Here is a 26,729-nt window from a genome sequence, read left to right as displayed (position 1 = left end):
GCTCACCGATCGAGGCTCTCGCCGCTCCGGGGTCTCACCGGCCCGGACTCTCCGACTCCGACTCCAGTTCGATGTCGCGGTCGGCCTCGCGGTCGGGGCCCCCCGCGTCGTCGAGGTCCGCCCCGGCTCCGACGTCCACGTCGCCGCCCACGTCGACGTCCCCGCCCACGTCCACGTCGCCGGCGACGCCCGCCGCGTCGCGCTCGCGGCTCTCGTCGGTCCGGAGGTCGTCGTCGGCGACCGTGTCGAGCTGTTCGAGCGCGCTCTCGATGTCGTCGAGCCCGAGCAGCCGTTCCGTCTCCTCGTCGAACTCCTTGCCCTCCAGCCCGTCCATCTGCTGGACGTCGGAGCCGGAGAGCGCCTTGCCGTAGCGGCCGACGAGGCTCGTGAGCTCCTGCGGGAGCACGAACGTCGTCGAATCTCCCTTCCCGATCGCCGCCAGGGTGTCCATGCCGCGCTCGATGATCGCGCGCTCGCCCATCGACTCCGCCGAGCGCGCCCGCAACACGGTCGAGATGGCGTCGCCCTGCGCCTCGAGGATCTGGCTCTGTTTCTCCCCCTGCGCGCGGATGATGTTCGACTGCTTGTCACCCTCCGCCTGCTCGACCGCCGAGCGCCGTTCCCCCTGCGCCTCGAGGATCATCGCGCGGCGGCGGCGCTCCGCGCCGGTCTGTTGCTCCATGGCGCGTTTGACCTCCTCGGAGGGGCTCACCTCGCGGACCTCGACGCCCTCGACGCGGATCCCCCACTCGTCGGTCGGCTCGTCCAGCTCCTCGTTGATCCGGTCGTTGATCTGCTCGCGCCGCGAGAGCGTGTCGTCGAGCTCCATGTCGCCGAGGACGGCCCGGAGCGTCGTCTGGGCCAGGTTCGAGGTCGCCCTCTTGTAGTCGTCGACCTCGAGGAACGCCTTCTTCGCGTCCATCACCTTGATGTAGACGACCGCGTCCGCGGTCACCGGCGAGTTGTCACGCGTGATCGCCTCCTGACGAGGGACGTCCAGCGTCTGCGTCCGCATGTCGAACGCGTACGTCCGCGAGACGAACGGAGGGATGAGGTGGACGCCGGGGTCGAGCAGCGTCCGGTACTCGCCGAACACCGTCAGCGCCTCCTTGTCGTAGGCGTCGACGACCTCGACCGCGCTGGCGAGCGTGACGAGCGCGACCAGGATCGCCAGCACGCCGACCCCGAGGGTGAGGCTCTGGCTCAGCGCCGCGAACCCGACGACCAGCGCGAACGCCAGCGCCGTGTACTGCCAGACGGAGTCGGGGATCTGCCCCGTCAGGTCGCCGAGGTCTGGAGGGTCGCTCTGCGGACCTTGTGTTCCCATACCCGAGGTTACGGTTCGACGACGTTAACAGTTCGCACGAAACCGGGGTCGGAGACGCGCGGAGCGGGCGACGCGCGGGGATCCGCGGTGCGGCTCCGGATCGACGGTGTGGTCGCCGACCGCCGTCCGCGCCGTGGAGAAGCGTCTTGGTCTGTGGACGAGTGGGTACGCCGGATGTATCTGGTGACGTTCCGCCTCGCTCCGGGCGAGTACGACGCGGAGTTCCACGAGTTGAACGACGCGATACAGGCGGCCGCCGAGGACACCGAGGGGTACCTGGGCAAACGGACCTGGCACGCCCCGGACGACGAGGAAGTGCTCGTCGTCTACTACTGGGAGTCGTTGGACGCGCTCGAGTCGTTCGGGGCGGACGCGGACCACGAACGCGCGAAACGGCGGTGGACGGAGTGGTACGACGCGTACGAGGTCACCGTCACGGAGGTCGTCGAGGCGTACGGGAGCGGGTTCGGCGAGGACGCGAACCCGTTCGTGTAAGCTCCAACGAGAGGGCTCCGTTGAATCCTGTTCTTCGGATGCGTTCTCTACTGAGATCCTCGTCAGGATCTGAGTGCTTACAGAACGGGTGTTTCGTGGATGAATCGGATGGATAGAAGGGGATCGTTGCTGGCGCGGTGAACACCGCCAAAGCCCCAGTCGTGAGGACTCGCGCGGCTTGCTGTGCTCCTCACTCGGTCGTTCACTTCGTTCGCTCCCTCGTTCCGGTGCTTGCTGCGCCGGGCTTCGTCCTCGCGACTGCCCCTTTGAGTCCCACCCAACCGCAACCCCCCCGCACCTCACACCTCCCCAGCCTCGCGGCTCCTTACAGTCGCCGCGTCCCTCGCGGGCTCCTCGTGCCCCGTCGGGGCACTCGGAGGCGCGCCACCGCAATCGATCACTCACTCTCATCTGTAGTGATCACAACCGAGTCAGTGTATCTCACTTGTCGGGGACTTCAACGGGACGCTACGCCGGCTACGCTGCCGACGCCGAGGGACGCGGTCGTGATCTCTCCAACGAACGGCCTCTCCGAGCTACCGGTAGCATCCGTGAACGTCTATCGGCTTTAACCGGATCGCGCACGGAGGGACCGACATGCCAAGCGACGAGGACACCGACCGCGAGTTCCGCACGCGAAGCGTCCACGCCGGATCGACCCCGGACCCGACGACGGGGGCGCGCGCGACCCCGATCTACCAGACGACCGCCTACGAGTTCGACGACGCCGACCACGCCGCGCGGCTGTTCGCGTTGGAGGAGGCCGGCAACGTCTACTCGCGGATCATGAACCCGACGAACGCGGCGTTAGAGGAGCGGATCGCCTCCCTCGAGAACGGCGTGGGCGCGATCGCCACCTCCTCGGGGATGGCGGCGCTCGACCTCGCGACGTTCATGCTGGCGTCGGCCGGCGACAACGTCGTCACCTCCTCGGCGCTGTACGGCGGCACCTACACCTACCTCACCCACTCCGTCGAGCGCCGCGGGGTCACCACGCGGTTCGTCGACCCGCTCGACTACGAGGGGTACGCCGAGGCGATCGACGACGACACCGCCTACGTCCACCTCGAGACGATCGGCAACCCGTCGCTCGTCACGCCGGACATCGAGCGGGTCGCGGAGATCGCCCACGACCACGGCGTCCCGCTGTTCGTCGACAACACGTTCGCGACGCCGTACCTCTGCCGGCCGCTCGACCACGGCGCGGACCTCGTCTGGGAGTCGACGACGAAGTGGCTCACCGGCAACGGGACCACGATCGGCGGCGTCCTCGTCGACGGCGGCTCGTTCCCGTGGGGCGAGTACCCCGAGAAGTTCCCCGAGATAGCGAAGGACAACCCCGCCTACCACGGGATCAACTACGTCGACGCGTTCGGCGACGCCGCGTTCACCTTCGCGGCCGTCACCCGCGGGCTTCGCGATCTCGGCAACCAGCAGGCCCCCTTCGACGCGTGGAACACGCTCCAGCAAACCGAGTCGCTCCCGCTGCGGATGGACCGGCACTGCGAGAACGCGGCGGTCGTCGCGGAGTACCTCGAGGAACACGCGGACGTGGCGTGGGTGAACTACCCCGGCCTGGAGAGCCACGAGACCCACGCGGAGGCGAGCGAGTACCTCGACGGCGGCTACGGCGGCATGATCACGTTCGGGCTGGAGGCCGGCTTCGAGGCCGCGAAGGCGACCGTCGAGAACACGGATCTCGCCTCGCTGCTCGCGAACGTCGGCGACGCGAAAACCCTGGTGATCCACCCCGCCTCGACGACCCACCAGCAGCTGACGGAGGAGGAGCAGGCGGCGGCGGGCGTCACCGGCGACATGGTGCGACTCTCCGTCGGGATCGAGGACCCCGCGGACATCGTCGCCGACCTCGAGGCGGCGATCGAGACGGCGACGGAGTGAGAAGGCCGACGGGCCACCGACCTCACGCCGGCGTCAGCCGCGCGACCGGAGCGTCGCCGGCGTCGACCGCGACGTAGAGGTGGCCCGTGTCCGGGTGCTCCGCGACGGTGCGGACCCGCCACTCCCGATCCGCGAGCAGCCGCTCGATCCCGGTCGCCTCCCGCCCCTCGACCGTCAGTCGGGCGAGCGCGCGCGAGGCGAGCCCGCCCACGAACAGGTCCCCCTCCCACGCGGGGAACGCGGCCCCGGTACAGAACGTCATGCCGCCCGGCGGGAAGCCGCCGCTCCCGCAGGGCCACGAGTACGCCGGCGCGATCACGTCCTCGCGGTCGTCGTGGGAGACGCCGATGGGCTCGCCGGAGCCGTAGGTACACCCCTCGTCGGCGACGGGCCAGCCGTAGTTGCCGCCCTCACGGAGCACGTTGATCTCGTCGCCGTCCTGCTCGCCGTACTCGCTCTCCCACAGGTCGCCGGTGTCGGGGTGGACGGTCAATCCCTGGGCGTTGCGGTGGCCGTAGCTGAAGACCGCGTCCCGCGCGTCCGGGTCGTCGACGAACGGGTTGTCGTCGGGAACCGAGCCGTCCGCCTCGAGCCGGAGGGTCTTGCCGAGTTCGACGCCGAGGTCCTGGGCGACGTGGTCCGGTCCGAAGTCCTTGAACTGGCGGTCGCCGACGGTCACGTACAGCCGCCCGTCCGCGTCGAAGGCGATCCGCGAGCCGTAGTGGCCCGTCGAGTCGACGAACGGCTCCGCGGCGTGGAGGCGTTCGAACGCCTCGAGACGGGCGTTCTCCCGGTCGAGCCGACCGCGGCCGACGTGGGTCGTGGTGTCGCCGTCGGCGTTCGCCGCCGAGTACGTGAGGTACGCCCAGGGATCCGAAGCCGTCGGTCCGAGCGCGACGTCGAGGAGTCCGCCCTGTCCGCGGGCGTCGACCGTCGGCGTCCCGTCGACCGACCGAACCTCGCCGGAGTCCGGGTCGACGACGTTCAGCGTCCCAGGACGTTCCGTGACGAGGAGGTCGCCGTCGGGGAGGAAGTCGATCGCCCACGGGTGCGAGAAGCCCGACGCGACGGTCTCGACCGCGAACGCCGCGTCCGAGCCGTCGGTGGCGGTATCGTCGTCGCCTCCGGCGGTGCCAGCACCACCGCCGGCGTCGTCGCTCCCGCCGGCGTCGTCGCCGTCGCCGCCCGAGTCGTCGCGGCCCGCACAGCCGGCGAGCGTTCCGGTCCCGGCGAGGCCGGCGAGCGAGAGGAATCGGCGTCTGTCCATCGAGGATCGTGTGAACGGTGGGGCTCGCCGGCCATCAAGGGTGCGGTGGACCGGAAAGGACCGAGCGGGAGAAAACCTCGAACCGCCGAGATCAGAGGTCTGCGCGGTCGAACTTCAACAGCCCGGCGAGCGGCGGCGCGAGCGTCCAGAAGACCAGCATCGCGACCGCGGACACCTGCTGGTTGACGGAATCACCCGAGAGGAGTTGGTCGCCCAGGAACGCGTTGGCGAGGAGTTCGATCCCGCTCGTCGGGTTCGCGGCGTCGAGGAAGGTGCGTATCTGCGCCATGGAGACGGGCAGGGCCTCGATCGGGCCGGAGAACGCGCCGACCACGCGACCGGTGAACAGCCCCCACAGGAGCACGAAGAGCGCGTAGACGCCGACGCCGGCGATGAGCGCGCGCTGGCGGGTCGCCACCGCCGCCGAGCAGCCGACCGCGATGGCGACGAACACGACCCCGAGCGCCGCGGCGAAGACGGTGTACCCGAGGAACGATCCCGCGTTGAACGTCACCGGAACGACGATCAACACGAGCGCGGGCAACAGGAAGCCGGCGAACGTCGCGAGCGCCAGCGCCGCGCCCCGACCGAGCACCTTCCCGAAGACGACGTCGGCCCGCGAGTGGGGGAGAGAGAGGAGCAGCTTCAGCGATCCGGACTCGCGCTCGCCGCTCACCGCGTTGTAGCCGACGACGACGCCCACGAGCGGGACCAGCCCGGTCACGAGCACCGGTCCGACGAACGCGCTCAAGAGGAGTTCGGTCGCGAACTGGCCGGCCTGACCCTGCGGGCGGACGACGTACGCGAAGAGGGCGACGAGAAGCGAGAACAGCGCGACGAGGAGGACCATGCCGCGCGACCGGACCGTGTCCTGGAAGTCCTTGTTCGCGACCGCGAGGAGACTCATGCGTCCACCTCTCCCGTGGCCGCGTCCTCCCGTCCGGTCGGCGTTTCCTCGCCCTCCGTGTACGCTAAGAAGAGGTCCTCCAGCGACGCCTCCTCGGTGTGGAAGTCGTCGACGACGGCCCCGGCGTCCTCGGCCGCGGCGATGACCCGCGTCTTCACGCCGGGGTCACAGCTCACGCGGAGCGTGTCGCCGTCGCGGTCGACCCGCGAGACCCCCTCGACCGCGCGGACCGCGTCGACGACCGCGTCGGTCGCGTCGTCGACGGCGACCTCCAGCGTCTCCCCGTCGCCGACCGTCTCGCGGAGCCCGTCGATGGAGTCCTCGGCGACGAGTTCGCCCTCCCGGAGGATGCCGACGCGGTCACAGACGGCCTCGACCTGCGCGAGCACGTGCGAGGAGAAGAAGACGGTCGCGCCGCGGTCGGCCTCCGCGGCGACGATCTCGCGCATGTCCTTCACGCCCGCGGGGTCGAGCCCGGAGGACGGCTCGTCGAGGATCAACAGGTCGGGGTCGCCGACGAGCGCCATCGCGAGCGCGAGCCGCTGGCGCATCCCCTTGGAGTAGTCGCCCGCCCTGCGGTCGGCGTCCTCGAGGAGGCCGACGCGCTCGAGGACGGGATCGGCCTCGACGTCGACCGCCTTCGACTCGATCGCGAACTCGACGTGTCTCCGGCCGGAGAGCCGCTCGTACACGGAGAAGCCGTCGGGGAGGACGCCGGTCCGCCGCCGGATCTCGACGCTGTCGGCGGTGGCGTCGCGGCCGAGCACCGTCACCGTGCCCGCTGTCGGCCGGACGAGATCGAGCACCATGTCGATGGTCGTCGACTTGCCGGCCCCGTTGGGGCCGAGGAAGCCGTACACCTCGCCCTCCTCGACCGTGAGATCGAGGTCGGACACGGCGGTGACGCCCGGGAACTCCTTCGTCACGCCGCGCAGCTCGATTGCGGTCATACCCCCCCGTTCCCGCGGCATTTGATAAAGGGTTGTGCCTCGCCGCCGCGGCGACGGTCCGCCGATCGGCGGGAGGAGAACCGTCGCGGCCGACGCCACACCGCCTCCCGACGCGGGAACTGAACGAGGAGAGACATATATTTTCGAAACCAATAAAAAATATCTGAGTTTTATCTGACTAGTTTTTCTCGGATTGAAACGCGACCAACGCGGAGGGTACGCGTCCCGATCGTGGATGTTACCAACCCGCAGTAACGCGATTCTTCGGGCTCCACAAATTTTAATGAGGTATGTTCAGGACATCGATCGGGATGGCACCCGTACCACTCCAAGGAACCGTTCAGTTCGCGCACAGTCCACTACTAACTTTCATTATCGGTCTCATAATCGTGATCGGACTGCTGGTGTGGTTGGACCTGCCGGCGTTCATCGGGCTGATCATCTCGGCGTTCCTCGTCGGCGTGGTGAACACGATCTTCGTCGCGGACTTCACCGCCGCCGACGCCGGAAGCCAGGTAGCGACGGCGTTCGGGAACGGGATGGCGGGGATCGGGATACCGATCCTGATGGCCGCCGTCATCGGCAAGGGGATGTTGGAGAGCGGCGCGGCCCAACGGATCGTCCGGGGCTTCCAGGGCCTGCTCGGCGAGAGCAACTCCGACGTCGCGCTGCTCGGGAGCAGTTCGGTGTTGGCGGTCCCGGTGTTCTTCGACAGCGTGTTCTACCTGATGGCGCCGCTCGCGCGCTCGATGCGGGCGCGCGTCGGTCGCGACTACACGCTGTTCATCGTCGTCGTCGGGGCGGGGGCCGCGACGACGCACGTGTTCGTCCCGCCCACGCCCGGCCCGCTCGCGGTCGCCGACCAGGTCGGGAGCAACCTGGGGACGACGATCCTCGTCGGGCTGGTCACCGCCATCCCGGCGGCGATCATGTCCGGGCTCGTCTACGGTCGCTGGATCAACGCCCGACTCGACATCCCGCTGCGGGACACGATGGCGACGTCGACGGAGGAGCTCCAGGAGGTCGCCGACCGGCCGACCAGCGAGCTCCCCGGCGTCCTCGAGTCGCTGGCTCCGATCCTGCTGGCCGTCCTGCTGATCGCGTCCTCGACGTTCGTCAACACGTTCCAGGAGGCCGTTCCGGCGCTGGCCTCGCTCCAACCGATCACGGACTTCCTCGGCAACAAGAACGTCGCGTTGACGGTCGCCGCGCTCGCGGCCGCGTACACGTTCTACCGCTACGACACCATGAGCCAGAGCGAGTGGAGCGACGAGCTCACCGAGGCCCTCCAGAGCGGCGGGAACATCGCCGCGATCACCGCGGCCGGCGGGGCGTTCGGCGCGCTGCTCGCCGCCTCCGGCATCGGTGACTACCTGGCGGGCGCGCTCCAGGAGGTCGGGATCGGCCTGCTCATCACCGCCTGGCTCATCGCCGCGATCGTCCGCATCGCCCAGGGGTCGGCCACCGCCGCGATGTTGACCGCCGCCGGGATCATGGCGCCGCTCACCGGACAGCTGACCGTCCACCCGGCGTACCTCGTGATGGCCATCGGGGCCGGCGGAAACATCTTCTCGTGGTTCAACGACTCCGGCTTCTGGCTCGTCAGCGAGATCGGAGGGCTCACCAAGGGGGAGACGCTCCAGACCTGGACCGCCCTCACGACGATCATCTCGGTGACCGGGCTGATCACCGTGTTGATCGTCTCCACGGTCCTCCCGCTCGCCTGAGACGGGGGGCTCCGGATATCCTTCCTTCGAACCCTCCGCTCCGGCGCTAGCCGCCGTCCGCCGGCGGCCAGTCGATCCCGCGTTCCGCGAGCAGGTCGGCGAACCCGTCCTCGTCGAGGACGGGCACCCCCTCGGCGTCCGCGTCCTGGCGTTTCGTTCGACCGGGATCCTCGCCGACGACGAGGTAGTCCGTGTTCCCGGAGACCGACGAGGTCGCGTTCGCGCCGTGGGCCTCGACGAGCCCCTGCGCCTCGTCGCGGGTCGTCGAGAGCGATCCGGTGAAGACGAACGTCAGCCCGTCGAGCGCGTCCGCCGTCTCGTCGTCCCCGACCGTCTCGACGGACTGCGGCTCCACGCCGCGCTCGCGGAGCCCCTCGATCGCCTCCCGGTTCTCGGGGGAGTCGAGGAACTCCCGGATCGACGCCGCCACCGCCGGTCCCACGTCGTCGACCTCGCGGAGCGCCGCCTCGTCGGCGTCGAGCAGGGCGTCGAGGTCGCCGAACGTCCTCGCGAGCGCGCGCGCGGTCGTCGGGCCCACGTCGGGGATCCCGAGCCCGGCGAGGAACCGGTCGAGCGGCGGCTCCCGCGTCGCCTCCAGCTCGTCGACCAGGTTCTCGGCGCTCGTCTCGCCCCACCCCTCCAGGGCGGCGAGGTCGTCGACCGAGAGGTCGTACAGGTCCGGGAGCGACTCGACGAGCCCGGCCTCGCGGAGCCGTTCGACGCGTTCCGGACCCAGTCCCTCGACGTCGAGCGCGTCGCGGCGCGCCCAGTGTTCGACCGCGCGCTCCAGCTGTGCCGGACAGCCGAGCCCGCCGGTACAGAAGGCGAGCGGGCCGTCCCGTTCGACCGGCGCGTCACAGACCGGACACGTCTCGGGGAAGGCGTAGGTCCCCGCCGAGCGCTTCTCGACGACCTCCGGGACGTAGGGGATCACGTCGCCGGCGCGGTAGATCCGGACCCGGTCGCCGACGTTCACGCCGAGCGCCTCGATCTCGGCGGGGTTGTGGAGCGTCGCCCGCGAGACGGTGACGCCGCCGATGTCGACCGGGTCGAGCTCGGCGACGGGCGTGAGCCGGCCGGTGCGGCCGACCTGGACCGTGATCGCCTCGACCGTCGTCGTCGCGGTGCGCGGCGGGAACTTGTAGGCGAACGCCCATCGCGGGGCGCGCGAGGTCGACCCGAGCGCCTCGCGGGCGTCCCGGTCGTTCACCGAGATCACGACGCCGTCGATCTCGTAGTTCAGGTCGTCTCGGTCCGCCATGAGGCGGTCGCGGTAGTCGATCGCGGCCTCGACATCGTCGACCAGCGCCACCCGGTCGGTCCGCCGGAGCCCGAAGCGGTCGAACGCGTCGAACTCGGCCCAGTGGGCGTCCGGACAGCCGGCGGCCGAGCCGTCGGTCGGATCGGTCGCGGCCGCGTCGGCGGCCGGATCCTCCGCGTCCCACGCCAGCACGTCGAAGAAGAAGACGTCGAGCGGGCGCTCGGCGACGACGGCGGGGTCGAGCTGCCGGAGCGTCCCGGCGGCGGCGTTGCGGGGGTTCGCGAACGGCTCCTCGCCGCGCTCGATCAGCTCCTCGTTGTACGCCTCGAAGGCGTCGCGGGGCATGTAGGCCTCGCCGCGGACCGCGAGCCGGGCCGGCGGATCGCCCCGAAGCCGGCCGGGAACGGACCGGATCCGCCGGACCTGCTCCGTCACGTCGTCGCCCTCGCGCCCGTCGCCGCGAGTCGCGGCGCGGACGTACTCCCCGTCCTCGTAGACGACCTCGATCGAGAGGCCGTCGAACTTCGGCTCGCAGACGTACTCCACCGACTCCGGGTCGAACCCCGCGTCGGCGACCCCACGCCGGACGCGCTCGTCGAACTCGCGGACGGCGTCCGCCTCCTTCGCGCTGTCGATGGAGCGCATCGGCGCGACGTGCTCGACCGTCTCCAGCGCGTCGAGCGGCTCGCCGCCGACCCGTTCCGTGGGGGAGTTCTCCGTCGGGAGGTCGAACGCCTCCTCCAGCTCGCGGAGTCGCTCGAAGAGCCGGTCGTACGTCGCGTCCGCGATCAGCGGGTCGGCGTCGACGTAGTAGCGGTGGTCGTGTTCGCGGATCGCCGACCGCAGGAGCGACGCCTGCCGCGCCGCCGCCTCGGACGACAGCTCCGCGACCGGCTCGAAGTCGGTCGGCGGCTCCTCGACGTAGGGGTTCTCCTCGGGGTCCGCGTGCCGCGTCGACGAGCTCGTCATCGACCGACGGTAGGGGCGGTATCAGTTAAAAGCGTCCGACCCGGTCGGTGGACCCCGCACAGGCAGTGGTACCAACCCACATATATAACACACCGGACGTGTATTATCCCGAACATGGCAGAAGACACGCCGACGGGACCGCTGGCGGAACTGTACGAGGGGCGCATCGGGACCCCGACGACGGACGACGAGGTGCGTGGATACTGGATATTCTCGCTGGGCGTGCTCGTGGGCGTGCTCGGCGTCGTCGTCTTCGCGGTCACCGCGCCGCGGACGACGACTCGTGCCGTGGGATACGCGCTCGTGGCGCTCTCGCCGCCGCTCGTGATGCTCGGGGCGATCGTTCGGTTCCCGCTGCGACGATCCGCGACGACGCTCGGGGCGCTGGGCGGGCTGTTGACGCTCGCCGGAGTCGCCTACTTCTTCGTCGTCTTCCCCGATGGCTGGTCGCGGGCGACGGGGAACGCGACCGTCAACGCGCTGTACGCGGCCGGCATCGTCGTGATCGGGCTGGCGGGGACGATCGTTCCCCTCGTGACCGACCCCGTCCGCGAGGACTACGAGCGGATGCAAGCCGAGACGGCCGCCACCGCGGCCGCCAGCGAGGAGACGGAAGCGGAGCTCGCGGCGACGGAGGACGAGCTCGAGACGACCCGCGAGGAACTCGCCGCCGCCGAGGACCGCATCGAGGAGATCGAGGCGGGAGCGGCGGCGGACGCGGAGGAACGCGAGGCCGAGACCGCGGCCGCACGGGCCGAGACCGCGGCGCTCCACGAGAGCAAGGCCAGGTTCGAGCTGTTCGAGGACGCGAGCGGGCGGCCGCGCTGGCGGCTCCGCCACCGCAACGGCAACGTCATCGCGACCTCGGGACAGGGGTACAGCAGCCGCGGGAAGGCCCAGAAGGGACTCCACAGCGTCAGGCGGAACGCGCTGGGCGCGGGGCTGTTGCGGATCGAGACGCCCGTCGAGGAGGCCGAGGCGCTCGCCGACGACGACGGCCCCGAGCCCGCGGACGCCGACGAGCCGGACGTGGCCGTTCCGAGCGACGACGAGACGATCGAGAGCGAGGCGACGTTCGAGCTGTTCGAGGACGCCGCCGACGAGTGGCGCTGGCGGCTCCGCCACGACAACGGCAACACCATCGGCGACTCCGGGGAGGGATACGCCTCGAAGTCCAACGCGAAGCGCGCGCTCTCGCGGGTCCGCGAGCACGTCGCCGCCGCCGACTACCTCCGGGTCGACCCCGCCGCCTTCGAGGTGTACCGGGACAAGGGCGGAAAGTGGCGCTGGCGGCTGATCCACGAGAACGGCAACGTCCTCGCCGACTCCGGGCAGGGGTACAGCAGCCGGTCGAAGGCCCGCCAAGGACTCGAGAGCGTGCGGTCGAACGTCGGCGACGCCGACCTCGCGGACCTCGACGCAGAGCCGGACGACGGGGAAGCCGGTGACGAGTCCGCCGGCGAGGGCGGGTCCGGCGACGGCGGGGCGAAGGCGACGTTCGAACTGTACGAGGACAACGCCGGGGAGTTCCGCTGGCGGCTCCGCCACCGCAACGGCAACGTCATCGCCGACTGCGGCGGAGGGTACGCCTCGAGGAGCGGGGCGAGAGACGCGATCGAGGGCGTCCGCGGATACGCCCCCGAGGCCGACGCGCTGGAGGTCGGAAACGCCGCCTTCGAGATCTACGAGGACGCCGGGGGCGAGTGGCGCTGGCGGCTCCGCCACCGCAACGGCAACGTCGTCGCCGACTGCGGCGAGGGCTACGCCTCCCGGTCGAACGCGGTCGAGGCCGTCACGGGCGTGAAGCGGAACGCGCCGGGGGCCGCGGAGGAGACCGTCGAGTGATCCGGCCGCGTCCGGCGGAACGCGCCGGGCGCGCACGTCGGGCGGTTTACGTCGAAGCGCTCACAACCGGGCGAGTGAGATGAGCCGGATCCGGGTCCTGAGCTACAACGTCCGCTACGACAACCGACACGACGGCCACGACGCCTGGTACGCCCGCAGGGACGGGGTCGCCGACCTGGTCCGGTTTCACCGGCCGGACGTCGTCGCGTTCCAGGAGCCGCTGCCCGCCCAGCGGGACGACCTCCGCGAGCGGCTTCCCGAGTACGCCCTCCTCGGGCGCGGGCGAAAGCGCGACGACGCCGGCGAGGGATGCCCGATCGGCGTCCGCACCGACCGCTGGCGGGCGGTCGACGACGGCACGTTCTGGCTCTCGGAGACGCCGGCGGAGCCCTCGACCGGCTGGGACGCCGCGCACCCGCGGATCGCCACCTGGGCCCGGATCCGACCGCGGGAGGAGCCGGACGGACCGGCCGGACCCGCCGACTCCCCGTTGCTCGTCGTCAACACGCACCTCGATCACGTGAGCGCGCGCGCACGGCGCGAGTCCGCCCGACTGCTGCGCGAGCGGATCCCCGAACTCGCCGCAGTGGACGGCGAGGACGGAGACGCGGGTTCCGCCGACGACCCCTTCGACGGATCCGAGCGGGTTCCGCGAGTGCTCGTCGGCGACTTCAACTGTACGGCCGGGTCGGATCCCCACCGGATCCTGACCGGGGACGACCCGGACGGCGGAGCGGGCGACGCCCTCCGCGACGCGGCCGCGGCCGCCGACGTGCGACACGGGCCGCGGACGAGCCTCACCGACTTCTCGCGGCTGATCGACAACCGACGGATCGACCACGTGCTCGTCTCGTCGACGGTCGAAACGGAGGCGTTCGCGACGCTCGCGGACCGGGACGACCGGGGACGCTACCCCTCCGATCACCTGCCGGTGCTCGCCCGACTCCGGCCGTGATCCGCGCCACGGCCGCGGTCGCCGAGGTCTACTCCCCGTCGTCCGCGTACCGCGCCAGCGCGTCCTCGTAGCCGCGGCGGGCGGTCTCGAACGTCTCCCGGAGGTCGGCGATCGGCGTCTCGGTGGCGTCGACGCGGAGGTCGTCGTGGAAGGGATCGAGACGGCCCGTCTCCTCGGTCCGCGCGACCAGAACCGCCGCCGACTGGACCGAGAGGTCCTCGCGTTTGTCGCCGCCCGCGTCGTGGCCCGCCGCGAGCGCGTCGATCAGCCGCTCGGCGAGCGGTGCCTCCCCGTGCGCGGTCGACTCGTAGGCGGCCGCGGCGTCCTCGAGCGCGGCCGGCCCGACGAGGAGGTTGCCGGCGGCGGTGTAGTTCTGCCCGACGCGGTGGCCGCACCACTCCCCGCACTCGTCCCCGGTGAACGCGAAGGTCCCGTCGGCGTCGACGCCGTGGAGCTGTCGCCGGTCGCGACCCTCGTCGGCCGCCAGCAGCGCGTCGAGCGCGTCCCCGACCGCGAGCCCGTCGGCGAGGTACTCGAGCCCCTTGCGGCCGAGTTCGACGTTGGTGTGCGACTGCGTCGCCACCGCGCCGCGTTCCGAGGCGAACGGGCACAGCGCGCCGACGCCCGGCAGCCGCGTGGTGACCGCCACCCCGAACCGGACCTGGCCGTCGCCCGCGTCGTCGGTGTACCGCTCGCGGACGCAGATGCTGAAGGTCACGTGTCGGGGTCGACGCCGCCGGCGAAAAAGGTACGGAACGGGGACGGTCCGGGCCGGGAGGGCGACGGTCCGTCCTCGCGGCGGGGGAGTCTCGGCGGCGGCTACGCCAGCGCCGCGACCATCGCCGAGACGTGCTCCGTCTCGTCTTCGTTGATCCCGTGGCCCATCCCCTCGTAGATCCGGGTCTCGACGTCGCCGCCGAGCGCCTCCACCACCGCGGCCGTCTCGTGGACGCGCTCCTCGGGGATGTGCGGGTCGACGTCGCTACAGCCGAGGAAGGCGGGGGTTCCGGCGAGCGCGTCGTCGGGGGCGTCCGCGACGTAGTCGTCGACGGCGACCGAGTCGCCGATCAGCCCGCCGCTCAGGACGGCGAGCCCGCCGTACTCGCGGGGGTTCCGCGCGACGAACTCGCTCGCGAGACACGCGCCCTGTGAGAAGCCGGCGACGAGGACGCGCTCGGAGGGGATCCCGGCGTCGGCCGCCGTCTCGACGGCGGTCTCCACGGCACGCAGTCCCGAACTCCGTCCGGGCTCGTTCTCCTCGACCGGCGCGAGAAACGAGTTCGGATACCAGGTGTTCGCGGCCGCCTGCGGCGCGAGCAGCGCGACGCCCCCGTCCGCGGGCGACACCTCCTCGCCGAACCCGACGATGCTCCGGGCGGTGGCTCCCCGGCCGTGGACGAGGACGACCGCCGCATCGGCCTCCTCGAGGGGCGTCCCGGCCGTAACCAGCTCCTCGTCGCCGTGGGGGTCGTCGCCGGCGTGCGGGTTCTTCCGGCTCATACGCCGACTCCGGCGTCGGCCTCGGGCAGGTCGTACTTGTTCACCGGCAGGCCGAGCTCCTCCAAGGCCGCCTCCATGTGGCGATCCTGTGCGAAGTCCGCGCCGTCCTCCTCGCGGAGCCGCTGGGCGGTTGCGAGCACCTCGCCCTTGCGGTCGGCGGGGATCTCGTACTTGTCCGAGGAGAGCTCGATCACGAGCCCGTTGTTGTCCTGGGTGTAGATGGAGTGGAAGATCCCGCGGTCGAAGACGTTGTACCCCTTGCCGGCCTCCTCGAGCGCGCGCATGATCTCCTCGTACTCGTCGGGGTCGACGCTGAAACAGAGGTGATGGACCGCGCCCGTCCCCGGCCGCTGGCCGCGCGCGGAGGGGCGGTCGTCGCTCACGAAGACGGTGAGGATCCGGCCGTCGCCGGTGTCGAAGAAGAGGTGCGTCTGCGAGGGGTCGTCGAGGTTGGGCTGGCGTAAGACGAGCGGCATCCCCAGCAGGTCGCGGTAGAACGCGACCGTGTCCGCCTCGTTGCTGCCCCAGATCGTGATGTGGTCGGTGCCGGTCGTGTGAAACGGCGCGTCGGGTCGCTCCGCGGTCACCGGGACCTCGCTCTCGTCGGTCATACCACCCCTTGGGGACCCACCGGAATAAAGCCGGGAGAGACCGGACGGTGATCGGCTGACGTGGATGTTATCGGGTCGAACCGAACGGATTTTAGCGTCGTCGCGAGGAGGGGACGATGTGGAGATCCTGTTACACACCGGCCACGAACACCCCGAACTGCTGTGGATAGCCGTCTCGGCCGTCGCCTCCTTCGCGCTCGGCGTCGGCGTCGGCGCGTACGGACCCGGGATCGGCCCCGACCCGGCCGCCGACGCGAGCCCCGAAGAGGAGTAGCACGAACGGACCGCAGTCGAAGCGGTCGCGGTCGAGCTCGCGGTCACCGCTCCCACACGTCGGGAGCGACGCCGAGGACGCGAACGACCGGCGGGTAGCCGACGGCGACGACGAGGACGACGAGGAGCGACCCCCAGAGCGGGACGGCGGCGACGACGCGCTCCGCGACGGCGAGCGCGGAAAGCATCGCGACGAACATGACGCCCCAGTGGGGCGCGAGCTGTCGCACCGTCTCGGCGAGGGAGTTCATGGCTGCGCTACCGGTTCCGGGCGCTAGTGGATGTCGATCCGGCGGAAACGACGCGGGAGGAACGCGGTTCGACGAAGTCGGTCGGCGGCCGGTTCAGTACCGCGAGGGCATGAACGCCATCGCGAGGAACAGCCCCGACGACAGCAGGCTGACGATCATCACGCGCCACAGGCCGTCGCTCCGCGTCTCGTGGCGATCGATCGCGGCCTGCTGGGCCTCGAACGACTCGAAGTCGGTCGACAGCGTCAGCGTCGACGCGTCCTCGAAGTGGGCGACGAACTCCGTGTCGCCGATCGTCACCCGCGAGTTCTGAGCGATCTCGGTCGAGACCGTCTCCGTCGTCATCCAGACCACCACGGCCGCGTCGCTCGAGACGGAGTCGACGGTGACCGTCCGGTCGCCGTACGCGAACTCGTCGTCGACCGCGTACGAGCGCTCCGCCGGCTCGGGGAAGTACTCGTTCGCCGGGACGAGCCGCGACTCGCCGTTCTCGGTCACGACGACGTACTCCTCGCCGTCACGCTCGATCGTCTCGTTGTCGGCGTTCGGGTCCTCCTCGAGGATCGCGGTCCGGTCGAGGACTTCGACGAGCGTGAACGAGCTGGGGTCGTCGCCCGAGATCCGGACGCTCCACTCTCCGCCGTCGAGCGTGACGCTCGAGCCGTTCGCCCACGACTCCGACGCCTCCGCGGTCCGGTTCCGTTCGACGGTCGCGGTGATCGTCGTCGTGACACTGCCCCCGTGTCCGCCGCCGCCCTCCTCCGTCTCGGTGATGGCCGCGACGGTGTATTCGTTCCCGTCCACCTCGAAGGAGTCGCCCGACGACAGGTCGTAGTCCGGGTTCTCGAAGGATATCCCGGGAGTCTGGGCCGTCGTGACGAGCACACCGGTCGCGCTCCCGACGAGCAAGAAGAACGCGACGTATACGGCTACAGCGCGTCGTTGCATGGTTCGAGTGTGGGTCACCCGATGTATAACGGTTACTAACCCGTAGCGAGTCGCCGGGACTCCCCCGCCCCGTCACCGCCTGACGACGAGCACCGAGAGGTCCGAGAACGGGGAGTCGTCGCGGCCGTCGCCGCCCGCGTGCTCGGCGAGGTCGCCAAGCGTCGTCCGCGCGATCGCCTCGTCGTCGCGGGTGAGCCGCTCGCAGACGAGCGCGGTCGCGTCCGCCCGCCCGCCGTGTTCGAGCAGGTCCGCCGCGACGTCCCCCGGCATCCAGTCGAACGGACGTGGGAGAACGAGCAGGTGGCGGTCGCCGACGTCCCGGCGGAGCCGGTCGAGGTCGACCGCGAGGTCGCCGCGCTTGTGGAGCGTGACGAACGTCGCGTCCTCCATCGGCGTCCGGCACCTGCTCGCCGCGACCTGAAGCGAGGAGACGCCGGGGACGACGCGAACCCCTACCCCGCCGTCCGTCGCCTCGTCGACGGCGCGCTCGACCTTTCCGAGGAACTGGTACCCCGAGTGGTTCGGGTCTCCCATCAGAACCGCGACCCCGCGGTCGCCGCCGGCGACGCGGTCGGCGAACGTCGCCAGCGTCTCGGCCTCGTCGCGGTACCCGCAGGAGAGGAGGTCCGCGTCGGTGCGGTCGCGGACGAGGTCGACGACCGTCTCGAACCCGATGACGACGTCCGCCCGCCGGATCGCCCGGTCGGCCCGCGGAACGAGGAACTCCGGGTTCCCGGGGCCGACCCCGACCGCGCGGACCGCCGGCGCGTCGCCGGCCGGTCCCGGCGCGTCCGGAAGCCCGACCTCGGGCGTCGCGGCCGCGTACGCCGCCGGGTCGGATCCGGTGTCGAGATTCCCCGCGTCGTCCGTCCCGTCGACATCGCCCGAGGCGGTGGCGTTCGGACCGCGTCGATCGGTCGACTCCTCCCGGCCATCTCCGGCGTTCCCATCGCTCATGACGCAGAACACGTGACGGGACCGTAACACCGATCCGATTCGACGCGGTCGGAGAGACCGCCGTGGCGGTTCGGACCACGGCTGATCCGACGCCGATCCCCGCGAGCGATCCGAGAACGACCTCCCGACGCGAGCAGCGGAACGCGAGACGAGATACGACGCCCCGGCGATACGTGTCGTGTATTCACGTGACGAGTCGGCGTCCGCGACACACACCCGCGCCGAGTTTAGTACGACGGTGGCCCTCGTGACGGGTGCGATGACGAAAGCAGCGATAGTGATCCTCGCCGGCAACGAATCGCACGCCGACTACGGCCGCCTCGCGAACGCGCTGGAGGCCGCAAAGGAGTTCGCCGACACCGACGGCGACGAACTCGAACTGGTCTTCGATGGGGCCGGCACCCAGTGGGTCCCCGAACTCGAAGACGAGGAGAGCGACTACCACGAGCTGTATCGGACGGTCCGCGACGACGCGGTCGTCTGTGACTACTGTTCGGGCGCGTTCGGCGTCGACGAGGCCGTCGCCGACGCCGGTCTCGTCACCCTCGACGAACACGACGGCCACCCGAGCATCCGCTCGCTCGTCGACAACGACTACGAGATCATCACCTTCTAACGAGGTCCTACGGCGATATCTACGGCATCGGTCGAACCGGCCGAGCCCGGCGGCTGTGCGTGTGGAAAAAAGCCAAGGGCCGGATTTGAACCGGCGTCGGGCGGCTCTGCAGGCCGCTGCGTCTGACCAGACTCTGCCACCTTGGCGCTATCGAACGTACCGCTGTCGAGCGTTTAAGCCTATCGGGAAGCGTCGCTGCTCGGCGAAATACATGAAAAGAGCCCACGGACGCGGTGTCCGTGGGCTCGAATGTGATGAAGTATGAGTGGCGAGGCGGCGAACCGCGGTTCCCAGAGGATCGCTCACTCCAGTACTTCCCGGTACGCGGGTGGGCTTAACTTCCGTGTTCGGAACGGGTACGGGTGTGCCCCCACCGCTATGGCCGCCTTCATGCTGACTCCCGGACTCGAACCGAGACTCTCTCAAGAGAGACCCCTGTGTCAGTGGCTCGTCTTATTGACGACCGTGTATGCGTGCGATCCAGCTACCGCCTGAACTCATACGAGTGTGGAAGGTCCAGTGACCGTATGACTGTGGCTTCGGTCTGTTAGTGCTCGTGGACTCAACGCCTCGTTGCCTCGGCGCGTACATCCCGAGTCTATCTATCTCGTCTTCTACGAGTGACCTCGTCGGTACTTCTTTTCCATGTGGGTTTCGAGCTTAGATGCGTTCAGCTCTTACCCCGTGTCGCGTGGCTACTCGGCATCTGCCCTTCCGGACAACCGATACACCAGTGGCGACCAGTCGTAGTTCCTCTCGTACTATACGACCGTTCACGTCAAGTACCATAACACCCCCAATAGATAGCAGCCGACCTGTCTCACGACGGTCTAAACCCAGCTCACGACCTCCTTTAATAGGCGAACAACCTCACCCTTGCCCGCTTCTGCACGGGCAGGATGGAGGGAACCGACATCGAGGTAGCAAGCCACCCGGTCGATATGTGCTCTTGCGGGTGACGACTCTGTTATCCCTAAGGTAGCTTTTCTGTCATCTACGGGCCCCATTCCGGAGCCTCGTAGGTTCGCTAGACCACGCTTTCGCGTCAGCGTCACTCGTTGGGAATGACACTGTCAGACCATCTTGTGCTCTTGCGCTCTTCGCCGGGTTCCCGACCCGGCTGAGATGATCTTCGGGCGCGCTCGATATCTTTTCGAGCGCGTACCGCCCCAGTCAAACTGCCCGGCTACCGGTGTACTCCTCCCGGAGTGAGAGTCGCAGTCACCGACGGGTAGTATTTCAATGCTGACTCGGCGACGCGCTGGCGCGCGCACCTGTGTACCGTCTCCTACCTATGCTGCACATCGGCGACCACGTCTCAGCGACAGCCTGCAGTAAAGCTCTATAGGGTCTTCGCTTCCCCTTGGGGGTCTCCAGACTCCGCACTGGAACGTACAGTTCACCGGGTCCAACGTTGGGACAGTGGCGCTCTCGTTTATCCATTCATGCAAGCCGCTACTGAAGCGGCAAGGTACTACGCTACCTTAAGAGGGTCATAGTTACCCCCGCCGTTGACGGGTCCTTCGTCCTCTTGTACGAGGTGTTCAGATACCCGCACTGGGCAGGATTCAGTGACCGTACGAGTCCTTGCGGATTTGCGGTCACCTGTGTTGTTATTAGACAGTCGGAGCGCCCGAGTCACTGCGACCTGCTCTGCAGAGAGCAGGCATCCCTTCTTCCGAAGGTACGGGACTAACTTGCCGAATTCCCTAACGTCGGTTCTCCCGACAGGCCGTGGCTTGCGCTGCCAGAGCACCTGTTTCGGATCTCGGTACGGACATCATGCTCGTCTTTTCACGGGCCCTATGTACGGCTGACTTACGCTATCTCGCGCTTCTCTCGCTTCCTGCCGTGACGGCTTCCACGAGGTTCCACGATTCGACCGGGCGAATGCCCGGCTCAGCGGTCCACACGGCGTCGACTTTTATCGCATGATGGCACTGGAATCTTAACCAGTTTCCCGTTGACACAGTCGAGTTGCGGTGTGTCTTAGGACCGGCTGACCCTCGGCTGAACGGCAGTGCCGAGGAACCCTTGCTCATCAGGCCGTCGAGGTTCTCACCCGACTATCGCTGCTACTGTGACCAGGATTGTCGTTTCTGAACGGTCCACGCGAGCTCTCGCCCGAGCTTCCATCCGAACAGAACGCCGACCTACGCGGTTATCCTTTCACGGATACGGCCAGGTCTCGGTGGTAGATTTGAGCCCCGATCATTTTGGGCGCCTCAAACCTCGGCCGGTAAGCTGTTACGCTTTTCTTAGAGGGTAGCTGCTTCTAAGCTCACCTCCCGGCTGTTTAGGGCTTGAGACCACCTTCGAATCGCACTTAATCTACACTTTGGGACCTTAACCCGGCTCTGGGTTGTTCCCCTCACGGTACACAGGCTTACCCCGCGCACCGGACTCCCTTCGTCTGCGGCGCCTGCGGGTTTGGAGTTCGACAGGATGGCCGACTCCTCTCGGAGGCGGGTCATCCAATCGGTAGCTCTACCCCGCGGGCTACCTCGGAAGAGGTCATGCTTCGACATGTTTCGGTCGGAACCAGCTGTTGCCAGGCTCGATGGGCCTTTCACCCCTATACACGAATCACGAGAGGATATTGTAGGATACCACCTCTAACGGGCCTCCACGTGGCTTTCGCCACGCTTCACCCTGCTCGCGTATAGATCGCCTGGTTTCGGGTCGCACCCGAATGACTCCCCGCGTTTGGACACGGTGGCCCTCGCACAAAGTGCTGCGGCCGTATCGGTTTCCCTGCGCCTTCCTCGGTTCACGAGTTAGACTCGCCATTCAAGTGCACTCCCTGGGTCGTTTTTCAAAACGCACGACACGACGCCGGCTCGTCTCTCTTCCTACTAGAGAATCGCTTCTCGGTCGTTTTGAGAGACGCCTTCTACGCCCTGTCGCTCGATCGCCAACTGATTTCAGGCCCTATTGCACCGCCCTTCTCGGGGTGCTTTTCAGCGTTCGCTCACGCTACTTGTTCGCTATCGGTCTCGAGGAGTGTTTAGCCTTTCCAGGGGATGCCTGGAGTGTTCACAGAGGATATCCGACCCCTGCTACTCTGGATTTGACGCCACCGGTACTCTCGCATTCTACGGGGTTGTCACCCTGTTTCACGCTCCGTTCCAGGAGACTTCGAATGCGATTTCGCGGCTTGAGTGTCAACCCGAACACCACATTGGTCCGAAGACCTTCGGTTTGGGCTGTGTCGCGTTCACTCGCGGTTACTGACGACATCGCGATTGCGTTCTTTTCCTCCCCTTACTGAGATGTTTCAATTCAGGGGGTTCCCTATTGCGCGTAGCAATTGTAATACGGATTCCGATTCGGAGATCTCGTGTTCTTTCCCTCCATGCGGGTCCCACGAGCTTTTCGCAGCTTGGCACGTCCGTCGTCGGCTCTCGAGCCGAGCCATTCACCAGCTGGCACAGTAGCCAGTAGTGTGTCAGTGTTCAAAGAACACTGACGGTGTCAGAGTACCTCATAAGAGGTAGTCCGACTGTATGGTTCACTGACGTTCCACGAACTCGTATGAGTTCAGTGGACGTCTGGATCGCACGTATACACGGTCGTCATCGAATCACGCGTGGCAGCGCGTGTTCGTCGAACCCTTCCCATCCGCGGTTTCCCGGGATGGTGCATCGGTCGTCGTGTCCGAACGGTTCGTCGGTACGCCCTTAAGGGGCACGTTTCGAACCGGCCGGACTGACATGGACTCACTGGGATTCGAACCCAGGGCATCCTCCTTGCAAGGGAGGCACTCTACCGCTGAGCTATGAGCCCACCTCTCCATGTGGAGAGGATATGGTCTGGTGTGGGGGTGTGTAGGTGTGAGCCGTGGACGCTCAAAAGTGTCCGGGCCGGCGGTGACGCGGATTCCGTGTTGGACGCATGCGAAGTGAATGAGTAGTGACCGTTCGTGTGAACGGTCGAAGGTAAGATGAGCCTCCCTGAAGGGAGGTCTCGGGTCTGTGGAGGTGATCCAGCCGCAGATTCCCCTACGGCTACCTTGTTACGACTTAAGCCCCCTTGCGAAGCCCAGATTCGACTCGTGTGACGAGCCTCATCCGGACCTCACTCGGGTGCTTTGACGGGCGGTGTGTGCAAGGAGCAGGGACGTATTCACCGCGCGCTTGTGACACGCGATTACTACCGAATCCAGCTTCATGTGGGCGAGTTTCAGCCCACAATCCGAACTACGATCGAGTTTCTGAGATTACCGTCTCCTCTCGGAGTTGGAACCCTTTGTCTCGACCATTGTAGCCCGCGTGTTGCCCAGCACATTCGGGGCATACTGACCTACCGTTGCCCGTTCCTTCCTCCGTGTTGGCCACGGCAGTCTTCCTACTGTCCCCAACCGCTTCACAGCGTTGCTGGCAAGTAGGAATGCGGGTCTCGCTCGTTGCCTGACTTAACAGGACGCCTCACGGTACGAGCTGACGGCGGCCATGCACCTCCTCTCTGTGGCTCGTGGCGAGGTCATCAACCTGACCGTCATTACCACAGTCGATGCTGGTGAGATGTCCGGCGTTGAGTCCAATTAAACCGCAGGCTCCTCCGGTTGTAGTGCTCCCCCGCCAATTCCTTTAAGTTTCATCCTTGCGGACGTACTTCCCAGGCGGCCTGCTTAGCGGCTTCCCTACGGCACAGCACCCACTCGTAGTGGGAGCCACACCTAGCAGGCATTGTTTACGGCCAGGACTACCCGGGTATCTAATCCGGTTCGAGACCCTGGCTTTCGTCCCTCACTGTCGGATCCGTTCTCGCGACGTGCTTTCGCCATCGGCGGTCCGTCCAGGATTACGGGATTTCACTCCTACCCCGGACGTACCCGTCGCGCCTTCCGGTCCCAAGCCACACAGTTTCCACCGGACGGCCACCCGTTGAGCGGGTGGATTTCCCGATGGACTTGCGCGGCCAGCTACGGACGCTTTAGGCCCAATAAGATCGGCCATCACTCGGGCTGCCGGTATTACCGCGGCGGCTGGCACCGGTCTTGCCCAGCCCTTATTCGTCCACCTCCCTACGGTGGACAAAAGCGCAGGCTCTATGCCTGCGCACTTGGGATCCCCTTATCGCACTGGCGTGCAGTGTAAAGGTTTCGCGCCTGCTGCGCCCCGTAGGGCCCGGAATCTTGTCTCAGATTCCGTCTCCGGGTTCTCACTCTCATGACCCGTACCGATTATTGGCACGGTGGGCCGTTACCCCACCGTCTACCTAATCGGCCGCAGCCACATCCTTCGGCGCCGGAGCGTTTGACACAGTCCTCATTCCAGGTGGACTGTGATATGCACTATTAGCCTCAGTTTCCCGAGGGTATCGTGCTCCGAAGGGTAGTTTGGCCACGTGTTACTGAGCTATTCGCTACGAGTCTGAACTCGTACAACTAGCATGGCTAAATCGGATCCCAATAGCAATGGCCTCCGGCAGGATCAACCGGAATGTGTACCCTCGCGCCTGATTCCCGGCACGAGGGGGTTATGTTGGCGGGTGTTGACTCGTTGTCAACACACCATTGCATGGTCCAATGTGGAGTCCGTTGCCACCGGCGACCCGGATGACACCGAACGTCCACGGCTCACATCAGATCTCCTCTTACGCCGGAGCGCAGGGGGCGAAATCCTCATCCTTCGCGGACCTGAACGTTGTCCAGCATGGGACATAAACCCATCGGACTTCGTCGGTCCTGCGAAACCGGGCCGGGTTGAACGGCCCGAGTTCGCGATGCGTTCTTCGCATTCGGTTCGAATCGGGGTATACATTTAACCCCGTCGGAACGCGTCGACCGGCCGCCGTCGGCGGCCGGCCGCTGCCCCCACCGCGGGGGCCTTCGCATTCCATTCGAATCGGGGTACACATTTAACCCCGTCGAACCGAACCCGCCACGTCATGCGGTTTCATGGCGCGAAAGGCGGATCCGAGCGGCGACCGTCCGGTCCCCAACGCGCGGCTGGCGGAGTCGGTCCGTGAAAGAAACGCGGGCTCGTCGGAGCGGACGGGACAGGGAGTTACTCCTCGTCGAGGTACTCGATACCCTGTTTCGAGACGTTCGCCTTCGTGATGTCGTCGAGGTCGTTGAGCCAGAAGTCGTCGTCGGCCTCGTCGACTTCGGGAGCGCTCGCCTTCCACGCCCACCCCTCGTATTCGTGTACCTTTTCCGTCCCTTTCTCGCGGAGCCTGAGCGTGATCCGTTCCGCCTCCTCCTCGGAAGGGGCGGGCTCGAGGGTCCGAGCCGCCTTGAGCGCCGCCTGTCTCGGCATGTTCCCGGAGAACTCGCTCGGTTCCGACCCGTCCTCCTCCCGGAGGGCGAAGTTTCGCTTACCGTCTTCACGTACCATGGTTTTACCTCCGTGTCAACCCAACACACAACCCGTAATAAATATATCGGCGAAATGAAAACTGATCGGCACATAACTTATAAATACGCCGGAACGGGCCCTCGATCTCGAGGCGGTTCCGGTGGTCGAATCGAACGACGGGAGTGGAAGTCGATCGACCTCCGTTTCCACCCGAGACGGCGATCCGACGCGTAAACAACACTTATATGTCTGCTGTGGCGAAGTGCGAGCCATACACCCGCGATGGTCCGCAAAAAGAAGCTCAGCCCGAGTGGCGCCAAGGACGACGACGGGGAGTACCACAACGTCCACGTGAACCTCCACGAGGACGAGCTCGCCGTCGCCGGGATGGAGATCGGCGACGAGGTGTTCGTTCGCGTCCGCGACGGCAAGATCATCATCCAGAAGGCGGACTCGGACCCCGAGCAGCTCGAACACGACTTCTGAGGCCATCGCGGTCCGTGGCCGTCCGAGACGAGGCCGTTTCTCGCGTCCCGACCGACGACGTCCGTGCCGCCGGTACCGCGGGTCGGCGGATTGATACCCGTCCACGACGAGAACCGACCGATGGGGCTCTACGACCTCGCGAAGCCGGCGTTGTTCGCGCTCCCGGCCGAGACGGCACACACCGCGGGACACCGCCTCCTCCGTGGCGTACAGGGCACTCCGATCGAGCCGGCGCTCCGGGAGCGGTACGCCGTGGAGGACGAGCGGTTACGGGTCGACGCGTTCGACATCGCGTTTCCGAACCCGGTCGGCGTGGCCGCCGGCTTCGACAAGAACGCCGAGGTGCCGCGGGCGCTCGCCGCGCTCGGGTTCGGCCACGTCGAGGTCGGCGGCGTGACCGCCGAGGGACAGCCGGGGAACCCCCGACCGCGACTGTTCCGGCTCCGCGAGGACGACGCGTTGATCAACCGGATGGGCTTCAACAACGAGGGCGCGGACGTCGTCGGCGACCGCCTCGACCGGGAGCCGATGCCGGACGTGCCGGTCGGCGTCAACGTCGGGAAGTCGAAGTCGACGCCGCTGTCGGAGGCGGCCGACGACTACCTGTACACCTACGAGCGCGTCGCCGACGCGGGCGACTACTTCGTCGTCAACGTCTCGAGTCCCAACACGCCCGGCCTCCGCGAGCTACAGAACCGCGAGGCGCTCGAGGAGATCCTCGGAACGCTCTCGGAGGCGGGCGCGTCGCCGCTTCTGGTCAAGCTCTCGCCCGACCTCCCGCGGGAGGCGATCGCGGACGCGCTCGCCGTCGTCGACGACCTCCGCCTCGACGGTGTGATCGCGACCAACACGACCGTCTCGCGTCCCGACACGCTGGAGAGCCCGAACCGCGCGGAGCGGGGGGACTGTCGGGAAAGCCGATCGAGGACGTCTCCACCGACCTGGTCCGGTTCGTCGCGGAGCGGACGGACGTGCCGGTCGTCGGCGTCGGCGGCGTCTCCGACGCGGCGGGCGCATACGAGAAGATCCGCGCCGGCGCGTCGGTCGTCCAGCTGTACACCGCGCTCGTCTACGAGGGTCCGGGGCTCGCCCGTTCGATCAACCGGGGACTGCTCGACCTCCTCGAGCGCGACGGCTTCGAGACGGTCGCGGACGCGGTCGGCGCGGACCTCGAGTGATCGGG

20 protein-coding genes, 2 tRNA genes, 3 rRNA genes and 1 pseudogene are annotated in these 26,729 nt (G+C 67.7%); 9 read left to right on the top strand and 17 right to left on the bottom strand.

All coding sequences use genetic code 11. The annotated features are described in order from the left end of the window. Positions 1-34: 34 nt before the first annotated feature. On the bottom strand, positions 35-1,327 hold the full coding sequence (locus AXA68_RS03545; protein ID WP_066412873.1) for an SPFH domain-containing protein: 1,293 nt from the start codon (positions 1,325-1,327) through the stop codon (positions 35-37). Positions 1,328-1,501: 174 nt separating this feature from the next. Between AXA68_RS03545 and AXA68_RS03540 the strand changes: the two genes are divergently transcribed. Together AXA68_RS03540 and AXA68_RS03535 are read left to right on the top strand one after the other, a co-directional pair. Further along, entirely contained in the window at positions 1,502-1,822 is a 321-nt protein-coding gene (locus tag AXA68_RS03540) for an antibiotic biosynthesis monooxygenase family protein (RefSeq protein ID WP_066412870.1), read from the top strand. Positions 1,823-2,419: 597 nt separating this feature from the next. Further along, on the top strand, positions 2,420-3,721 hold the full coding sequence (locus tag AXA68_RS03535) for an O-acetylhomoserine aminocarboxypropyltransferase/cysteine synthase family protein (RefSeq protein ID WP_066412867.1): 1,302 nt from the start codon (positions 2,420-2,422) through the stop codon (positions 3,719-3,721). Positions 3,722-3,743: 22 nt separating this feature from the next. On the opposite strand, the gene AXA68_RS03530 is transcribed toward AXA68_RS03535, so the two are convergent. The 3 genes from AXA68_RS03530 to AXA68_RS03520 all read right to left on the bottom strand — a co-directional run bounded on the left by AXA68_RS03530 (position 3,744) and on the right by AXA68_RS03520 (position 6,845). Then, positions 3,744-4,988 carry a PQQ-dependent sugar dehydrogenase gene (locus AXA68_RS03530; RefSeq protein ID WP_066412864.1) on the bottom strand — a complete coding sequence of 415 codons (1,245 nt, stop codon included), beginning with the start codon at positions 4,986-4,988 and terminating at the stop codon, positions 3,744-3,746. Between the two features lie 91 nt (positions 4,989-5,079). Continuing rightward, positions 5,080-5,895, bottom strand: coding sequence for an ABC transporter permease subunit (locus AXA68_RS03525; RefSeq protein ID WP_066412861.1), 816 nt, complete (start codon positions 5,893-5,895; stop codon positions 5,080-5,082). Further along, the gene (locus AXA68_RS03520; protein ID WP_066412859.1) at positions 5,892-6,845 is read right to left on the bottom strand and encodes an ABC transporter ATP-binding protein; all 954 of its coding nucleotides are present in this window, start codon (positions 6,843-6,845) and stop codon (positions 5,892-5,894) included. The genes AXA68_RS03525 and AXA68_RS03520 overlap by 4 nt, the downstream gene beginning before the upstream one ends. A 311-nt stretch (positions 6,846-7,156) precedes the next feature. Between AXA68_RS03520 and AXA68_RS03515 the strand changes: the two genes are divergently transcribed. Further along, positions 7,157-8,572 carry a GntP family permease gene (locus tag AXA68_RS03515; RefSeq protein WP_066412856.1) on the top strand — a complete coding sequence of 472 codons (1,416 nt, stop codon included), beginning with the start codon at positions 7,157-7,159 and terminating at the stop codon, positions 8,570-8,572. 46 nt (positions 8,573-8,618) lie between these two features. Here the strand turns inward: AXA68_RS03515 and ligA are convergent, their stop codons facing one another. Then, positions 8,619-10,802, bottom strand: a complete 2,184-nt coding sequence (ligA, locus tag AXA68_RS03510) for an NAD-dependent DNA ligase LigA (RefSeq protein WP_066412854.1) — start codon at positions 10,800-10,802, stop codon at positions 8,619-8,621. Between the two features lie 114 nt (positions 10,803-10,916). Here ligA and AXA68_RS03505 point away from each other — a divergent pair, with 114 nt between their 5' ends. Both AXA68_RS03505 and AXA68_RS03500 read left to right on the top strand, forming a co-directional pair. After that, positions 10,917-12,647, top strand: coding sequence for a YegP family protein (locus tag AXA68_RS03505; protein ID WP_066412852.1), 1,731 nt, complete (start codon positions 10,917-10,919; stop codon positions 12,645-12,647). Between the two features lie 79 nt (positions 12,648-12,726). Continuing rightward, positions 12,727-13,602, top strand: a complete 876-nt coding sequence (locus AXA68_RS03500) for an endonuclease/exonuclease/phosphatase family protein (RefSeq protein ID WP_066412850.1) — start codon at positions 12,727-12,729, stop codon at positions 13,600-13,602. A gap of 28 nt (positions 13,603-13,630) precedes the next feature. On the opposite strand, the gene AXA68_RS03495 is transcribed toward AXA68_RS03500, so the two are convergent. The 3 genes from AXA68_RS03495 to AXA68_RS03485 all read right to left on the bottom strand — a co-directional run bounded on the left by AXA68_RS03495 (position 13,631) and on the right by AXA68_RS03485 (position 15,713). Beyond that, entirely contained in the window at positions 13,631-14,320 is a 690-nt protein-coding gene (locus AXA68_RS03495; protein ID WP_066412848.1) for a DUF1028 domain-containing protein, read from the bottom strand. Positions 14,321-14,421: 101 nt separating this feature from the next. Then, a complete protein-coding gene (locus AXA68_RS03490) occupies positions 14,422-15,102 on the bottom strand; it encodes an alpha/beta hydrolase (RefSeq protein ID WP_066412840.1) in 681 nt (226 codons plus the stop codon). Then, on the bottom strand, positions 15,099-15,713 hold the full coding sequence (locus AXA68_RS03485; RefSeq protein WP_066412837.1) for a VOC family protein: 615 nt from the start codon (positions 15,711-15,713) through the stop codon (positions 15,099-15,101). Before AXA68_RS03485 ends, AXA68_RS03490 begins: the two co-directional genes overlap by 4 nt. A 118-nt stretch (positions 15,714-15,831) precedes the next feature. Here AXA68_RS03485 and AXA68_RS17035 point away from each other — a divergent pair, with 118 nt between their 5' ends. Then, positions 15,832-15,987: a hypothetical protein gene (locus tag AXA68_RS17035; RefSeq protein WP_198530013.1), complete on the top strand. Its 156-nt coding sequence runs from the start codon at positions 15,832-15,834 to the stop codon at positions 15,985-15,987. A 43-nt stretch (positions 15,988-16,030) separates the two neighbouring features. Here the strand turns inward: AXA68_RS17035 and AXA68_RS03475 are convergent, their stop codons facing one another. The 3 genes from AXA68_RS03475 to AXA68_RS03465 all read right to left on the bottom strand — a co-directional run bounded on the left by AXA68_RS03475 (position 16,031) and on the right by AXA68_RS03465 (position 18,142). Continuing rightward, complete coding sequence (locus tag AXA68_RS03475) at positions 16,031-16,237, bottom strand: hypothetical protein (protein ID WP_066412834.1); 207 nt, start codon at positions 16,235-16,237, stop codon at positions 16,031-16,033. 93 nt (positions 16,238-16,330) lie between these two features. Then, positions 16,331-17,185 (bottom strand): hypothetical protein, encoded by an 855-nt coding sequence (locus AXA68_RS03470; RefSeq protein ID WP_066412833.1) that lies wholly within the window; start codon positions 17,183-17,185, stop codon positions 16,331-16,333. Between the two features lie 72 nt (positions 17,186-17,257). Beyond that, positions 17,258-18,142 (bottom strand): cobalt-precorrin-7 (C(5))-methyltransferase, encoded by an 885-nt coding sequence (locus AXA68_RS03465; protein WP_080505144.1) that lies wholly within the window; start codon positions 18,140-18,142, stop codon positions 17,258-17,260. Positions 18,143-18,401: 259 nt separating this feature from the next. Here AXA68_RS03465 and AXA68_RS03460 point away from each other — a divergent pair, with 259 nt between their 5' ends. Next, positions 18,402-18,758: a DsrE family protein gene (locus AXA68_RS03460; protein ID WP_066412830.1), complete on the top strand. Its 357-nt coding sequence runs from the start codon at positions 18,402-18,404 to the stop codon at positions 18,756-18,758. A 70-nt stretch (positions 18,759-18,828) separates the two neighbouring features. On the opposite strand, the gene AXA68_RS03455 is transcribed toward AXA68_RS03460, so the two are convergent. The 6 genes from AXA68_RS03455 to AXA68_RS03430 form a co-directional block, all read right to left on the bottom strand. After that, positions 18,829-18,904, bottom strand: a tRNA-Cys gene (locus AXA68_RS03455). Positions 18,905-19,026: 122 nt separating this feature from the next. Continuing rightward, positions 19,027-19,148 (bottom strand): 5S ribosomal RNA (rrf, locus tag AXA68_RS03450). Positions 19,149-19,284: 136 nt separating this feature from the next. Then, positions 19,285-22,204 (bottom strand): 23S ribosomal RNA (locus AXA68_RS03445). Between the two features lie 268 nt (positions 22,205-22,472). Continuing rightward, positions 22,473-22,544, bottom strand: a tRNA-Ala gene (locus AXA68_RS03440). Positions 22,545-22,733: 189 nt separating this feature from the next. Beyond that, a 16S ribosomal RNA gene (locus AXA68_RS03435) occupies positions 22,734-24,204 on the bottom strand. The 16S, 23S and 5S rRNA genes sit together here with 2 tRNA genes alongside, the layout of an rRNA operon. A 565-nt stretch (positions 24,205-24,769) precedes the next feature. Next, positions 24,770-25,099, bottom strand: coding sequence for a non-histone chromosomal MC1 family protein (locus AXA68_RS03430; RefSeq protein ID WP_066412827.1), 330 nt, complete (start codon positions 25,097-25,099; stop codon positions 24,770-24,772). A 243-nt stretch (positions 25,100-25,342) separates the two neighbouring features. Between AXA68_RS03430 and AXA68_RS03425 the strand changes: the two genes are divergently transcribed. Both AXA68_RS03425 and AXA68_RS03420 read left to right on the top strand, forming a co-directional pair. Next, positions 25,343-25,546 (top strand): AbrB/MazE/SpoVT family DNA-binding domain-containing protein, encoded by a 204-nt coding sequence (locus tag AXA68_RS03425; RefSeq protein WP_008001971.1) that lies wholly within the window; start codon positions 25,343-25,345, stop codon positions 25,544-25,546. A gap of 120 nt (positions 25,547-25,666) precedes the next feature. Beyond that, a pseudogene (locus tag AXA68_RS03420) lies at positions 25,667-26,724 on the top strand (quinone-dependent dihydroorotate dehydrogenase). Positions 26,725-26,729: the final 5 nt, after the last annotated feature.

This window comes from Halorubrum aethiopicum (assembly GCF_001542905.1).
Lineage (GTDB): Archaea > Halobacteriota > Halobacteria > Halobacteriales > Haloferacaceae > Halorubrum > Halorubrum aethiopicum.
The sequence above is the reverse complement of the archived record's forward strand: the minus strand, read 5'-3'. Positions and strand labels throughout refer to the sequence as shown.